We start from the raw sequence: 13,334 nt of genomic DNA, 5'->3' as shown, positions 1-13,334 counted from the left end.
GGTGACGCTGCGCCCTACGCTGGCCGACATGGACCAGGCGACCGGAACGGCGGAGGCACGGGGCGCGGCGGACGCGCACCGGGCCTCCCGTCCGCGTCTCGACCGGTCCTTCCCGTGGGCCGTCGCACCGGGGCCGACCGAGGACGAGGTCCGGGTCGCGCGGAAGCGCTGGTACGGCGGCGCGGTCTTCGGGCTGCTCTGGCAGGCGCTGCTCCTCGTCGCGGTGTGGACGAACGGCGGGTCCGTCGCCGACCGCGTCGTGGCGACGGCGGCGCTGCTCTGCTTCTACGCGGCGTACATGCTCGTCCCGGAGCTGCTGTGGCGCCGTTCCCTGTCGGGCCGCGTCGTGGTGCTCGCGGGCATGGCGCTCTTCGCCGGGCTGCTCCTGGTCCCGGTGGGGCCGGCTGCGGTGTGGTCGTGGCTGCTCGTCGTCGCGCTCTGCGGGTTCGTCGCGGCGCGGCTCTGGCTGGTCGTCGTCATGGTGGCGGCGGTGTGCCTCGCGGAGTTCGCCGTCGTGACCGCCATCGGCTGGAGCACGGCCGCGGCGAACGGCATCCTCTTCGCACCGGTCGTGACGGTGTCCATCGGAGCGTCGATGCTGTTCTTCGGGCGGCAGCGCGAAGCCGAGGACCGGCTGGGGGTCGCCCAGGACGAGATCACCCGGCTCGCCGTGGTCGAGGAACGCGCCAGGTTCTCGCGCGACCTGCACGACGTCCTCGGGCACTCGCTGACCGTCGTCGCGATGAAGTCCGAGCTCGCCGCACGCCTCGTCGACGTCGACGCCGAGCGCGCGAAGACCGAGATGCAGGACGTCGAACGACTCGCCCGCGAAGCGCTCCAGGGGCTGCGGCAGGCGGTCAGCGGCTACCGCGAGGCGTCGCTCGGCGCCGAGCTCGTGTCCGCCCGCGCGGCGCTGTCCGCCGCGTCGATCACCGGCACGGTCCCGCCGGCGTCGGACGAGACCGTCGCCGCCACCGACGTGCGGAGCCTGTTCGCCTGGGTCCTCCGCGAAGGCGTGACGAACGTCATCCGGCACGCATCGGCGTCGACCGTCCGCATCACGCTCACCCGCACCGCGCTCACGATCGAGGACGACGGCACCGGCCTGCTCGCGGGCCCGGCCGCCGGTCCGGTGCTCGGCGGCGGTCCGGTGCTCGGCGGCGGTCCGGTGCTCGGCGGCAACGGCCTGCGGGGGCTCCACGAACGCGCCGACGCCGTGGGGGCGACCATCACCACCGGCACCAGCGACCTCGGCGGCTTCCTGCTCCGGGTCGAGCGAGGACGACGATGACCGAACCGATCCGGGTGCTCCTCGCCGACGACCAGGCGCTCGTCCGGGGAGCGCTGGCGTCCCTGCTGTCCCTCGAGCGCGACATCGACGTCGTGGCGCAGGTGGCCAGGGGCGACGAGGTGCTCGACGCCGCACGTGCATCCGGTGCCACCGTCGCCCTGCTCGACGTCGAGATGCCCGGGGCCGACGGACTCACCGCCGCTGCCCAGCTCGCCGCGTCGCTGCCCTCGTGCCGGTCGCTCATCGTCACCACGTTCGGGCGTCCCGGGTACCTCCGACGCGCGCTCGAGTCCGGCGCGTCCGGGTTCGTCGTGAAGGACACCCCCGCTGAACAGCTCGCCGACGCCGTCCGCCGGGTGGCCGGTGGGTTCCGTGTGGTCGACCCGGTGCTCGCGGCCGAGTCCCTCGCCGCCGGACCGTCGCCGCTGACCCCGCGGGAGACCGACGTGCTCATCGCGTTCCGCACGGCGCCGACCGTCGCCGGGGTCGCGGGGGCGCTGCACCTGTCCGAGGGCACCGTGCGGAACCACCTCTCGGCGGCGATCGGGAAGACCGCGGCGCGGAACGCCACCGAGGCGCTGCGGGTCGCCGCCGACAACGGGTGGTTGCTCGGGTCGCGCTCGAGCTCCGGCTCGGGCTCGGGCGCGGGCTCGGCATCCGCTCGCTGACGCCTAGGCTGGTGGGGTGTTCCGCCGCTCCGCACCCGCTGCCCTCGTCCTCGGTCTCGCGGCAGCCATGACCCTCACGGGGTGCGGCGCCCAGGACTCCACCGGTCGCATCTCCGTCACGGTGTCCGGCAACGAGGCGGACCACCCGTACGAGGTGAAGGTCTCGGTGCCGAACGGCCGGATCGCTGCGCACCAGCGGGTCTTCGCGGGTGGCACGGTCGACTTCGCCGGCGTCGCCGTGGGCAAGGTCACCGTCCGCGCGGACGAGCTCTGCCCGCAGGAGGCCACCGTGCACAGCGGCGAGGTCACCGACGTCACGCTGACGTCCAGCGGCTGCTGACCGCCCCTCAGGCCCGGTCGCGCGGCTCCGACCGCACCAGGGTCTCGTGCGGGCTCTCCCCGAAGCGCTCCCGGTACGCGGCAGCGAACCGCCCGAGGTGCGCGAACTGCCACTTCCCCGCGACGTCCCGCACCGTCACCACACCGCGCGCCGGGCGGGCGAGGAGCTCCAGGTGCACCCGGTCGAGTCGCACCTCGCGGAGGTACCGCATCGGCGTCACGTCGAGGGTCCGGCGGAACAGGTCCTGCACGCCGCGCTCGCTGAGCCCCGCAGCCTGTGCGAGGTCACCGACCGTGATGTCGTCTCCGGCGTGGTCGTGGACGAACCGCACCGCGCGACGGAGTCGGTTCTCGACGTCGGCCCGGGAGCGGGTGAACGTCGAGAGCACGACCCGGGCGACCCGGCGGTTCACCGCGCGTCGCTCGGCATCGGGCAGTTCCGGGTCGAGGATCTGCGAGGTCAGCTCCCGCAGCAGGGTCCGGAGCGGCTCGAGTCGCACGTCGGAGGCCTCGGGCTGGACGAATTCGCCCGGTTCGGGATCGACGACGTCCTCTCCTCGTGCGGCCACCGCGGCGAGGAACGCCGGCGAGAGGTGGAGCAGGGTCATCCGGCTCGCGTCCGTGTCGAACGCGTACGCGACGGGGGCGGAGAGCATGAGCGGCCGTCCCGGTCCGACCTCCCACCGGTCACCGGAGTCGGCGGTCACGACGGCGTGCCCGTCGGCGAGCCAGAACAGCACGTGCGTCGGTCGGGGCCCGATCGTGCCGGTCTGGGGTCCGCTCGTCCCGATCCGCCGGAGCATGACGTCGTCGTCGCCACCCGTGACGTACTCGAAGGGGTCCTGGTCCGCCAATCGCTGACCTCCCGTCCGCAGAGTCCGAGGGAACGCTACCGGATCAGCCCGCGTCGGGCACCTGGTCCCACTCGTCGCCGTACCGGGACAGCGCCGACCACCGGTTCGCCGGCCAGGTGATGACGAACGCCCGCCCGACGATGTCCGACTCGGGGACCGTCCCGTGCACGCGGGAGTCGGCGGACTCGTAGCGGTTGTCGCCCATCACCCAGATCTGCCCGGCCGGGACCTTCTCGGTGAAGTCCTGGCCGGAGACACGGTTCGAGCCGCTCCGCAGCACCACGTAGGGCTCGTCGACCGCGTGTCCGTTGACCTGCAGCCGGCCATCGGCATCGCAGCACGACACGGTGTCGCCGGGGAGCCCGATGACACGCTTGATGAGGTCGTCGCCCATCCCGGGGCCGAGCCACCCGCCCGGGTCCTGGAACACGACGACGTCCCCGCGCTGCAGGCCGACCGCCTTCGGCACGAGTTCGTTCACGAGCACCCGGTCCCCCACCAGGAGCGTGTTCTCCATCGATGCCGAGGGGATGTAGAACGAGCGCACCAGGTACGCCTTCACGAGGAACGAGGCGAGCAGCGCCGCGACGACGATGATCACCAGGTCCCGCAGGAACTTCCACCCGGGGCGCTTCCGCTCGGTCGACGTCTCACTCAATGCGTCAGCACCACCTTCACGAGTCCGATCACGAAGGCGACCGCGGCGAGCACGATGCCGCCCCAGAGCCCGAGGAACGTCGGACGCTTCCCACTGAACCGCTGCATGAAGACGCCGACCATGCCGATGCGCACGACCAGGATGACGAGCGCGGCGGTCTGTGCCCACGGCGCCGGGATCCACCCGATCCAGGCCGCCGCGTAGAGCACGGCGGGGATGAGCCCGGACGTCGCGATCGGGTTCGCGTTGCGCACGATCGTCACGACGGACTCCCGGCGTGCGTCGTCGTCCGTCTCGTCGTCGCCGATCCCGTGCGCGACGAGGTGCGAGAGCACGTGCGCCAGGTAGGTCAGCACCGCGGTCGCGAGGACGGCCCAGACCGCCGAACCGTGGTGGATCGCTGCGGGGTCGACGGCGATCGCGGCGGCGAGGACCGTGATGTTGCCGTAGATGTACGACGACATCCGGTCGCGCAGCTGCTCGACGGGGAACGCCCCCGGGTCCGGTCGACGACCGCGGACACGGTCGGGCGCGCGGCCGCGGTCGGGCGCGGGTCGTGAGCGGGGCATCCCACCATCTTGGCCCTGTCGGGGCGCACCTCGCCGACAGGACGCCGAGTGCGATGCCATTTAGTTGACGCGTCAACCAAATGAGCGCACACTGATCCCATGCACACGCAGGACCTCCTCGCCGCCGACACCGGGATGGGTGCCGTCACCCTCCGCGTCGCGGACCTCGACCGGATGATCGGCTACTACCGCGAGGGCATCGGCCTGTCGCTCTTCTCGAACGAGGGCGGCATCGCCGTGCTCGGTCGGGGCGCCACGCCGATCGTCATCCTCGAGCACGCACCCGCGATGCAGCACGCCGGACCGCACGAGGCCGGGCTGTTCCACACCGCGATCCTCTTCGACAGTCGCGCGGACCTGGCGGCTGCGCTGTACTCCGTCGCGACGAAGTACCCGCAGACGTTCACCGGCAGCGCCGACCACCTCGTGAGCATCGCGTTCTACTGCACTGATCCCGAGGGCAACGGCGTCGAGCTGTACTGGGACAGGGACCGGACCGCGTGGTCGTGGACGCACGGCATGGTCGACATGGACACGAAGTACGTCGACCCGAACGCGTTCCTGCAGGAGCACCTCACCCAGCAGGCACTCCAAGAGGCCGCGGCCCGACCCGGACGCGTCGGCCACGTGCACCTGTCCGTCGGGGACGTCGCATCGGCCCGGGCGTTCTACGTCGACACGCTCGGCTTCGAGACCACCGCGGGCTGGGGCGAGGCACTGTTCGTCAGCGCGGGCGGCTACCACCACCACATGGCGATGAACACGTGGAACTCCCGCGGCGCCGGACGTCGGCAGCTCGCGCTCGGGCTGGGGCTCGTGCGGATCGAGGTCCCGGCCGCGGACGACCTCGGCGCACTGGTCGCCCGCATGCGGGACACCGGCGTACAGACCGCCGACGACGGCCGCACGGTCGCGTTCGAGGACCCGTGGGCCAACCGCATCGAGGTGACGGCCCCCGGTCGCGGCTGACCTGCGCGGCCGGCCCGCGGCCCGGCCGGCCCGCCGCGCGGCCCGCCGGCCCGCGGTCTGCCAAAGCGACAGAACGCCGCCAAACTTCTCCGCGAATCTGTCGCTTTCGCGGACTGCACTCGCTCGGGTCGCGCAAGACTGTCGCTTTGGCGGACCACATCCGCCCGCCCCGCCGCCCACCGCCGCCCCCTCGCCCCGGCCAGACGGCGGCGGGCAGGATGGACCCATGAGTGACGACATCCGATGGGAGGTGGTCGAGGAGAGCACGCTGACGCTCCCCGACCACGAGGGCGTAGCGGCGATGCTGGGGCGGGCGTTCCCGGACTGGTCGCACTGGTACGTGGGCGGCCGGAGCTGGTCCGGCATGCAGCCCGAACGCCGGGTGATCGCACGCGACGCGGACGGGGTCGTCCTGGCACACGTCGGGATCCGCCGGATGTACATCACGGTCGGCGGCGAGGACGTCCTCGTCGGGGACACCGGCCTCGTCGCCGTGGCACCCCGCTTGCAGGGAACGGGTGTCGGCCGCGAACTCATGGAGCGCGCGCACGCCGTCCTCGACGGACTCCGCGTCCCCTACGGCTTCCTCGGCGCCGGCGAGAACCGCATCCCGTTCTACGCGAAGCTCGGCTGGCACGAGTTCCCCGACGCGGTGGGCACCTTCTCGGCGTTCACCGCCGAGGGCGCCGGCATCTCGAACACCGAGCAGGGCGGCTGGATGGTGCGGCCGGTGGCCGCAGCACTCGAAGACTGGCCGGCCGGAGACATCTGGCTGAACGGCCAGCAGGTCTAGCGGCTCCTGCGCAGCAGGACGACAAGTGCGCACGCGCCCGCGTGTGCACTTGTCGGCAAGGCGCGGAGGTGCTCGAGACGCACCCAACAGACGGACGGGAGGCACGGTGCCAGCTGGCACCGTGCCTCCCGTCCGTCTCGTGGGGACCGGGGACTACGCCTCGACCGCGACCTTCTCCGGGTCCTCGTTGGATCCGGGCGCGCTCGGCGCGACCGCGGCGCGCACGCGCGCACCCAGGTCGGCGTCGACGTTGGTCCAGTACTGGAACACCCGCTCGCGCAGGTCGTCGCGCGTCACCTTCGAGACGTGCCCGGCGATGTTGCCGACGAGCCGCTCGCGGGCCGCGTCGTCGAGGACCTCGCGGACGAGGGTCCCCGCCTGACCGAAGTCGTCGTCCTCCGGGTGGAGCGTCGCGGCGGAACGCTGCAGCGCGCCGTCGGACTCCCAGCCGGGGACGTCGTCCGTCGCGTTCGGGTCGGCGTGTGCACCACCGAGGGAGTTCGGTGCGTAGACCGGGACCTCGGACTGCTGGAAGTCGAAGCGCATGCCGCCGTCCTTCGAGTACGAGTGGACCTCGTTCTTCGGGGCGTTCACCGGCAGCTGCGCGTGGTTCGTGCCGACGCGGTAGCGGTGCGCGTCCGCGTAGCTGAAGATGCGGGCGAGGAGCATCTTGTCGGGGCTGGCCGCGATGCCGGGGACGAAGTTCGACGGTGCGAAGGTCGCCTGTTCGATCTGGGCGAAGTAGTTCTCCGGGTTGCGGTTGAGCTCCATCGTGCCGACCTCGATGAGCGGGTAGTCGCCCTTCGGCCACACCTTCGTCAGGTCGAACGGGTTGAAGCGGTAGCTCGCGGCGTCCTCGTAGGGCATGACCTGCACCTTGAGGGTCCAGCGCGGGTTGTCGCCGCGCTCGATCGCCTCGTGGAGGTCGCGGATGTGGAAGTCCGCGTCCTCGCCGGCGATGCGGTCGGCGTCCTCCTGCGTGAGGGTCTTGTGACCCTGCTGGGTCTGGAAGTGGTACTTCACCCAGAAGCGCTCGCCCTCGGCGTTGATCCACTGGTAGGTGTGCGAGCCGAAGCCGTCCATGTTCCGCCACGACGCCGGCAGACCGCGGTCGCCCATGAGCCACGTCACCTGGTGCGCCGACTCCGGCGACAGGGTCCAGAAGTCCCACTGCATGTCGTGGTCGCGGAGGTGCGAGCCCGGCAGGCGCTTCTGCGAGCGGATGAAGTCGGGGAACTTGATGCCGTCGCGGATGAAGAAGACGGGGGTGTTGTTGCCGACGAGGTCGTAGTTGCCGTCCTCGGTGTAGAACTTCAGCGCGAAGCCACGGGGGTCGCGCCAGGTGTCCGGGGATCCCTGCTCACCGGCGACGCTCGAGAAGCGCGCGAGCATCTCGGTCTGCTTGCCCGGCTGCAGGAAGGCCGCGCGGGTGAAGCGGCTGATGTCCTGCGTGACGGTGAAGGTACCGAAGGCGCCGCCGCCCTTCGCGTGGACGACGCGCTCCGGGACGCGCTCGCGGTTGAACTGGGCGAGCTTCTCGACCAGGTAGTGGTCGTGCAGCGCGAGGGGGCCGTCGGCGCCGACACCCATGGAGTGCTGGTCGCTCGAGACGGGCGCGCCGCTGTTCGTCGTGGTCGTGGGGGTGCCGGTCGGCGTGTTCTCTTCGGACACGGTTCCTCCTTGGTGGAACGGTTGATTCGGTCAGGGATGCTCGGGTTGTCTGTGGGGCGGGGGACCACGCACCGCGTGCTGCGCGGGTCGGGGTCAGGCCATGACGGTCGTGGCGTCGTCGCGCTCGGCCGCTGCGCACCGCTCGCAGATCCCCCAGTAGGTGACCTCTGCGGTGGTGACGGCGAAGCCGTGCGTGTCGGACGGCGTCAGGCACGGCGAGTGCCCGACGGCGCAGTCGACGTCCTCGATCGCGCCGCACATGGTGCACACGATGTGGTGGTGGTTGTCACCGGTGCGCCGCTCGTATCGCGCAGGGCTCCCCGCCGGCTCGATGCGACGGACGAGTCCGACGCCGGTGAGCGCCGCGAGCACGCCGTAGACCGCCTGGTGGCTCGTCGTGGGCAACTCGGCGGTCAGCGCCGTGACGATGTCGTCCGCTGTGGCGTGCGGCATCGTGGCGGTGGCACGGAGGACCGCGAGTCGCGGCGTCGTGACGCGCAGACCGGCGTCGCGGAGCAGGTCGGCATCGACGTCCATCACGAACCCTTCTTTTGCAGCGGTCAAGACAAGCACCACTGTACAACGAGTTCTCGCGGATGGTCACCAGCCAGACACATTCCCGCACCGGAATACGATGTGTCACGGTTTGGTCGCGATCGCCTGGAACGGGCCTGGGAGTCGCTGATCCGCCGGTAGCGTCCCGGCATGTCCACTCAGCAGGCACTGACCAGCGTGGACGTCCGGGGGATCATCTCGAAGCGTGACCTGGTCGTCGACCTCATCCGGACGGCATGTGTCGTCCTCGTCGTCTTCGTGCACGTCACGATGGTCGGGGTCGCGGCCGACGACGCCGGCATCCGGGTCACGAGCCCACTCCAGGAACTCGACTGGTACGTCGCGGCGACCTGGATCGGCCAGGTGATGCCGCTGTTCTTCGTCGTCGGCGGGTTCGCGAGCGCCGTCGGCTGGCGGAGCACCGTCGAGCGGGGTGGGGGTCCTCGCGACTACGTGGCCACGCGGCTCGTGCGGTTGTTCCGCCCGGCGAGCCCGCTCTTCCTCGTGCTGGCGATCGGGCTGGGCACCGCGACACTGCTCGGCACCCCGCGGGACCTGCTGGCGGAGGTCGCGTTCGGCATCGGCTCGCCGCTCTGGTTCCTCGCCGCGTACGGCATCACCCAGTGCTGCGTCCCACTGATGGCACGGCTGCACGAGCGGGCACCGTGGGCGACGCTCGCCGGACTCCTCGTCCTCGCGGCCGCGGTCGACGGCGTCCGACTGGCCACCGGGGTCGCCGACGTCGGGCTCCTCAACCTCGGCCCGGTGTGGCTCTTCGCGCAGCAGCTCGGGTTCCTGTGGGCCGACGGGTGGTTCGCCCGACGCTCGAAGGTGCTGCTGCTCGGCGTCGCCGCGGCCGTCTACGCGGTCCTCGTCCCGATGACCTCGATCGGGCTCTGGGCGCCCGACATGCTGCAGGACCTCAACCCGCCGATGCTGCCGCTGGCGTTCCTGGCGATCGCGCAGGCCTGCCTCGTCCAGCTCGTGCACGCGCCGCTCACGCGGCTGATGCGCACCCGGGCGGCGCAGGGCACCGTCTTCGTGCTCGGGCGCGATGGCATGGCGATCTACCTCTGGCACCTGCCGCTGTTCATCGCACTGAACGGGATCGCCCTGTTCATCGGCGTGCCGTACCCCGACCCGGGATCGGCGACGTGGTGGGCGACCCGGGCGATCGCACTCGTCGTGGTGCTCGCCGCCGCACTCGGGGTCGCCAGGGGCCTCCGCCGGTTCGACCGCCCGCTCCCCCGACTGGTCCCCGGTTCGGACCGTCCAGCGTGGCCCGTGGTCGCCCTGGCCGTGCTCTGCACGATCGGACCGGCGTTCGCGGTCATGCAGCTGCACCTGTCGTTCTGGCTCGCCGCCGTCGGCGCGGTGCTGATCCCGATGGGGGTGTGGTGCCTGTCGCGGACGGTCCCCGCCGTCGGGGTCCGGCGTATCTGAACCGGTTCTCACCGCATCCGACCGTCCGTGCCGGAAGACCGGGTCGAGGATGATCCTGCAGCGCGATCCGCAGGAGGCACCCCACGCCGTCACCGTCCGAGTTCTGGAGCACCTGGCAGTTCGACCCGTTCGCCGCCGCGCTCATCGTCGTCGCGGCGGTCGCGTACGGCTGGTGGTTCGTCACCGCTCGGCGACGCGGCACACGCTGGCCCTGGTGGCGGACGCTTTCGTTCGCGGCGGCACTGGTGCTGTTCGGCATCCTGCAGTTCGGCATCGTCGGCAAGTACGACCAGACGCTCCGATGGGCGTTCGTGCTGCGGCTGGCGCTGCTGTTCTTCGCGGTCCCGACGTTCGCCGCGTTCGCAGCGCCGCTCGCGCTGCTCCGGACGGGAGGCCCGGCTCGCCTCGCCCACGCAGCCTCCGTGGTCATGGGGTCGCGTCCGGTGCGCGTGCTCGGCAACGCGATCGTCTCGCCGTTGGTCGCGCTGGCGCTCTTCTGCGTGCTGCTCACCCCGTTGTCCGCGGTGATCCGCACGTCCCCGGTGTGGGCGGTCGCGATCACGGTGCTCGTGCCGATGCTGGGGTTCGGCTTGCTGGCACCGCTGTCCGAGGCGGGAGCGCTGCGCTCCTCCACCTTCGTGACGGCGGAGTTCCTGCTGGCGTTCGTGGAGCTCATGCTCGACGCGATCCCGGGCATCGTCATGCGGATCACCGACCACGTGCTCGATCGAGCGACCGTGATGGCATCGGGTCCGGCGTGGTTCCCGTCGCCGCTCCGCGATCAGCACCTGGCCGGCGACCTGCTCTGGTTCATCGCGGAGATCGCCGACATCCCGGTGCTCATCTCGCTGTTCGTGCGGTGGCAGCGCACCGATCGCCGCGAGGCCCGCGCCGTCGACGCGCTCTCCGACGAGGAGATGGACGAGCTCACGCGGGCGCACTTGTCGCGGCGGGGCTGAGGCGCCCCTCCCCCTGCCGACTCGGAACGACGACGTCGCTGTCGTACGACAACGACTTTGTCGCAACCCCGCGTGCGCAACTGTTGCGCACGCGTGGGAGCGACAGAACCGAGGTCGTACGACAGCGATCCTGTCGTTCGGGGTCGGGCAGACTCGGGGTCGGGCAGACTCGGGGTCGGGAGGGTCTGCACACGCACGACGGAGCCCCCGACCGCTGGGCGATCGGGGGCTCTCGGTCGTGCGGGTCAGGCGCCGGCGTGACGACCGTGGTGGTCGGTCGAGGCCAGCTCCTCTTCCGGGCTGGTCGGCGCGGGAGCCGCTGCGTGCGAACCGTGCACGGCGACCGGCTCGGCCTCGGGCTGCGTCGCGACCGCACCGGTCTGGGCCCACGCCACGGTCTGCTTCGGCTTGCCGAGGAACAGCGCCGCGACGATCGCGACCACGAGGACCGCGGCCGGCAGGATGAGCGACTGGCCCATCGCCTTCGAGAACGGGTCGAGCAGGAACGACGGCAGCGTGCCGACCTGCTGCTCGGCGCCGCCCGCCGACGCCCCGCCCGACTGTGCCGGGAAGTTCGCCGTGATGCGGGCCTCGATCAGCGCAGCGATGCCCGCGGAACCGAGCACTGCGCCGATCTGCCGGGTGGTGTTGTAGACGCCGGAGCCGGCACCGGCCAGGCGCGGCGAGAGGTTGCGCGTCGCGGAGACGGACAGCGGGCCCCACATGCAGGCGTTCGCGATGCCGAGGAGCGCGCTCGGCAGCAGGATGACCTGCCACCCGGCGTTCGCGGCGACGAGTCCGGCGAACCAGAACAGCCCGCCGGAGAAGCACGCGAGACCGAACGCCGCGACCCAGCGCGGGTTCCAGCGGTTCAGGTTCTTGCCGACGAGCGGGGCGAACGCCGCGGAGATCACGGCCATCGGGACGAGGAGCAGGGCTGCCTGGGTCGGGCTGAACTGCTTGACGTCCTGCGCCCACAGCATGAGCGGCAGCGCGAACGAGGAGATCGCGACGCCGACCGCGGTGATGGCGATGTTCGCGAGCGTGAAGTTGCGGTCCTTGAAGAGCCCGAGGGGCAGCAGCGGCTCGGACTTCTGCACGCCCTGCCAGACGACGAAGGCCGCGAGCACGACGATGCCGGCGATGATCAGCGACCAGACCGAGATCGGACCGGTGATGGTGCCCCAGTCGTAGGTCTCGCCTTCCTGGATGCCGAAGACGAGCAGGAACATGCCGACCGCGGACAGCACGATCCCGAGCACGTCGAAGCGGTGCTGGTGTCGGTCGAACGAGGGCACGAGGCGCTGCGCGAGGACGAAGGCCACGACGCCGACGGGGACGTTCACGAAGAAGATCCACTCCCAGCCGAACCCGTCGACGAGCAGGCCGCCCGCGATCGGTCCGACGAGCGAGGCGATGCCGGCGGTCGCACCCCAGAGGCCCATGGCCGCGCCGCGGTTCTGCGGCGGGAACATGCGCGTGATGACGGACATGGTCTGCGGCGTCATCATCGCGGCGCCGAGCCCCTGCACGACGCGGGCGACGATCAGCATCTCGATCGAGCCGGACAGGCCGCACCAGAGGCTGGCGAGCGTGAACACGACGAGACCGGTCTGGTAGAGCACCTTCGGGCCGAAGCGGTCACCCAGGCGGCCGGTGATCAGCAGCGGCACGGCGTAGGCGAGCAGGTACGCGCTCGTCACCCAGATGACGGCGTTGATGTCGGCGTCGAGCTTCGCGGCGATGGTGGGGGTCGCGACGGAGACGATGGTCGAGTCGACGAGGATCATGAAGAACCCGACGACGAGGGCCCAGAGCGCTGGCCAGGGCTTCTTCTCGGTCGTGGGCGGGTTCGTTGCGGTGGTCATGCGGAGGGTTCCTTGCTGTGGGGGGAAGTCGTGTCGTCGGGATGGGCCGGGCCGTCCCAGGGGATGTCACCGCTCGCGATGCGTTCGACGGTGGCGGAGAGCCACTCGATCTGCGCGGTGAGCATGGCATGGACGTACGACACGTCCAGCCAGTAGCGCTCTGCCAGTTCACGTCCGTGGACGCGGGCGAGTGCCGTGTCGATGTCGTCGCGCTCGCGTTGGAGGGCGACGACACGGGCCCGCACGGCATCGACCGCCTCCGGGACCGGGAGGTTCTCGAGCTCGGCGAGCGCGAGGTGGAACTCCGGGTACTCGTCCGCGGGTTCCGCCACCATCTGCCGGAGTGCTTCGGCGAGCGCGGTGCGGCCGGCGTCGGTGATGGCGTACGTGGTGCGCTCTGGTCGGTTGCCCTCGCGCTCGGTCCCGACGGCCTCGGCGTAGCCGAGGTCGGTCAGCCGGCCGACCTGGTGGTAGAGGGTGCCCGGCCGGACCTTCACGTTCCGCTCGTCACCGCGGAAGGTCATGGTCTGGAACATCTCGTAGGGGTGCATCGGCCCCTCGTTGAGGAGTCCGAGCGCGGCGAACGCGAGCGGCGTGAGCGACGGCATCCGAGCCTCCAGTCGGTGTTCCATGCGGACTATTCGACTTGGAATATACGCCTTGGAGGAGTTCTCCACAACCCGGTCCGGCGCGCCGC

14 protein-coding genes are annotated in these 13,334 nt (G+C 71.2%); 7 read left to right on the top strand and 7 right to left on the bottom strand.

Translation table 11 applies throughout. The features are described 5' to 3' along the window. Position 1 precedes the first annotated feature (1 nt). From ACIPJ2_RS06770 to ACIPJ2_RS06760, 3 genes are read left to right on the top strand one after another with little or no spacing between them, the layout of a single operon-like run. Positions 2-1,291, top strand: coding sequence for a sensor histidine kinase (locus ACIPJ2_RS06770; protein WP_402728126.1), 1,290 nt, complete (start codon positions 2-4; stop codon positions 1,289-1,291). Then, a complete protein-coding gene (locus tag ACIPJ2_RS06765) occupies positions 1,288-1,959 on the top strand; it encodes a response regulator (RefSeq protein WP_402728125.1) in 672 nt (223 codons plus the stop codon). Before ACIPJ2_RS06770 ends, ACIPJ2_RS06765 begins: the two co-directional genes overlap by 4 nt. 16 nt (positions 1,960-1,975) lie before the next feature. Next, entirely contained in the window at positions 1,976-2,299 is a 324-nt protein-coding gene (locus ACIPJ2_RS06760) for a hypothetical protein (RefSeq protein WP_281266903.1), read from the top strand. A 7-nt stretch (positions 2,300-2,306) separates the two neighbouring features. On the opposite strand, the gene ACIPJ2_RS06755 is transcribed toward ACIPJ2_RS06760, so the two are convergent. Genes ACIPJ2_RS06755 through ACIPJ2_RS06745 form a run of 3 tightly spaced genes read right to left on the bottom strand, consistent with a single transcriptional unit; the run spans position 2,307 to position 4,379 of the window. Continuing rightward, complete coding sequence (locus ACIPJ2_RS06755; protein WP_402728124.1) at positions 2,307-3,152, bottom strand: helix-turn-helix transcriptional regulator; 846 nt, start codon at positions 3,150-3,152, stop codon at positions 2,307-2,309. Positions 3,153-3,195: 43 nt separating this feature from the next. After that, positions 3,196-3,810 carry a signal peptidase I gene (lepB, locus tag ACIPJ2_RS06750; protein WP_402728123.1) on the bottom strand — a complete coding sequence of 205 codons (615 nt, stop codon included), beginning with the start codon at positions 3,808-3,810 and terminating at the stop codon, positions 3,196-3,198. Continuing rightward, on the bottom strand, positions 3,807-4,379 hold the full coding sequence (locus tag ACIPJ2_RS06745) for a hypothetical protein (RefSeq protein WP_402728122.1): 573 nt from the start codon (positions 4,377-4,379) through the stop codon (positions 3,807-3,809). Before ACIPJ2_RS06745 ends, lepB begins: the two co-directional genes overlap by 4 nt. A gap of 99 nt (positions 4,380-4,478) precedes the next feature. On the opposite strand from ACIPJ2_RS06745, the gene ACIPJ2_RS06740 reads away from it, so the two are divergent. Both ACIPJ2_RS06740 and ACIPJ2_RS06735 read left to right on the top strand, forming a co-directional pair. Then, positions 4,479-5,348 (top strand): VOC family protein, encoded by an 870-nt coding sequence (locus ACIPJ2_RS06740; RefSeq protein ID WP_402728121.1) that lies wholly within the window; start codon positions 4,479-4,481, stop codon positions 5,346-5,348. Between the two features lie 226 nt (positions 5,349-5,574). After that, positions 5,575-6,141: a GNAT family N-acetyltransferase gene (locus ACIPJ2_RS06735; protein WP_402728120.1), complete on the top strand. Its 567-nt coding sequence runs from the start codon at positions 5,575-5,577 to the stop codon at positions 6,139-6,141. 153 nt (positions 6,142-6,294) lie between these two features. Here ACIPJ2_RS06735 and ACIPJ2_RS06730 read toward each other — a convergent pair whose 3' ends face one another. Together ACIPJ2_RS06730 and ACIPJ2_RS06725 are read right to left on the bottom strand one after the other, a co-directional pair. After that, positions 6,295-7,812, bottom strand: a complete 1,518-nt coding sequence (locus ACIPJ2_RS06730) for a catalase (protein ID WP_281266897.1) — start codon at positions 7,810-7,812, stop codon at positions 6,295-6,297. Positions 7,813-7,905: 93 nt separating this feature from the next. Next, positions 7,906-8,349, bottom strand: coding sequence for a Fur family transcriptional regulator (locus ACIPJ2_RS06725; protein WP_281267666.1), 444 nt, complete (start codon positions 8,347-8,349; stop codon positions 7,906-7,908). Positions 8,350-8,517: 168 nt separating this feature from the next. On the opposite strand from ACIPJ2_RS06725, the gene ACIPJ2_RS06720 reads away from it, so the two are divergent. Then, complete coding sequence (locus tag ACIPJ2_RS06720; protein WP_402728119.1) at positions 8,518-9,810, top strand: acyltransferase; 1,293 nt, start codon at positions 8,518-8,520, stop codon at positions 9,808-9,810. 143 nt (positions 9,811-9,953) lie between these two features. Then, the gene (locus ACIPJ2_RS06715; RefSeq protein WP_402728324.1) at positions 9,954-10,769 is read left to right on the top strand and encodes a cytochrome c oxidase assembly protein; all 816 of its coding nucleotides are present in this window, start codon (positions 9,954-9,956) and stop codon (positions 10,767-10,769) included. A gap of 245 nt (positions 10,770-11,014) precedes the next feature. On the opposite strand, the gene ACIPJ2_RS06710 is transcribed toward ACIPJ2_RS06715, so the two are convergent. After that, positions 11,015-12,637 (bottom strand): DHA2 family efflux MFS transporter permease subunit, encoded by a 1,623-nt coding sequence (locus tag ACIPJ2_RS06710; RefSeq protein WP_402728118.1) that lies wholly within the window; start codon positions 12,635-12,637, stop codon positions 11,015-11,017. Further along, entirely contained in the window at positions 12,634-13,269 is a 636-nt protein-coding gene (locus tag ACIPJ2_RS06705) for a PadR family transcriptional regulator (RefSeq protein WP_402728117.1), read from the bottom strand. Before ACIPJ2_RS06705 ends, ACIPJ2_RS06710 begins: the two co-directional genes overlap by 4 nt. Between the last annotated feature and the right edge of the window lie 65 nt (positions 13,270-13,334).

The sequence above is a fragment of the Curtobacterium sp. NPDC090217 genome, assembly GCF_044746705.1.
Classification (GTDB): domain Bacteria; phylum Actinomycetota; class Actinomycetes; order Actinomycetales; family Microbacteriaceae; genus Curtobacterium.
Note: the sequence above shows the minus strand (reverse complement) of the source record. Positions and strands in the feature narration are given on the sequence as shown.

Excerpts from the sequence above, each read along its gene's own strand:
- ACIPJ2_RS06735 (WP_402728120.1), top strand. The coding sequence starts at position 5,575 with ATGAGTGACGACATCCGATGGGAGGTGGTCGAGGAGAGCACGCTGACG.
- ACIPJ2_RS06720 (WP_402728119.1), top strand. The coding sequence starts at position 8,518 with ATGTCCACTCAGCAGGCACTGACCAGCGTGGACGTCCGGGGGATCATC.
- ACIPJ2_RS06740 (WP_402728121.1), top strand. The coding sequence starts at position 4,479 with ATGCACACGCAGGACCTCCTCGCCGCCGACACCGGGATGGGTGCCGTC.
- ACIPJ2_RS06765 (WP_402728125.1), top strand. The coding sequence starts at position 1,288 with ATGACCGAACCGATCCGGGTGCTCCTCGCCGACGACCAGGCGCTCGTC.
- ACIPJ2_RS06725 (WP_281267666.1), bottom strand. The coding sequence starts at position 8,349 with ATGGACGTCGATGCCGACCTGCTCCGCGACGCCGGTCTGCGCGTCACG.
- ACIPJ2_RS06745 (WP_402728122.1), bottom strand. The coding sequence starts at position 4,379 with ATGCCCCGCTCACGACCCGCGCCCGACCGCGGCCGCGCGCCCGACCGT.
- ACIPJ2_RS06705 (WP_402728117.1), bottom strand. The coding sequence starts at position 13,269 with ATGGAACACCGACTGGAGGCTCGGATGCCGTCGCTCACGCCGCTCGCG.
- ACIPJ2_RS06710 (WP_402728118.1), bottom strand. The coding sequence starts at position 12,637 with ATGACCACCGCAACGAACCCGCCCACGACCGAGAAGAAGCCCTGGCCA.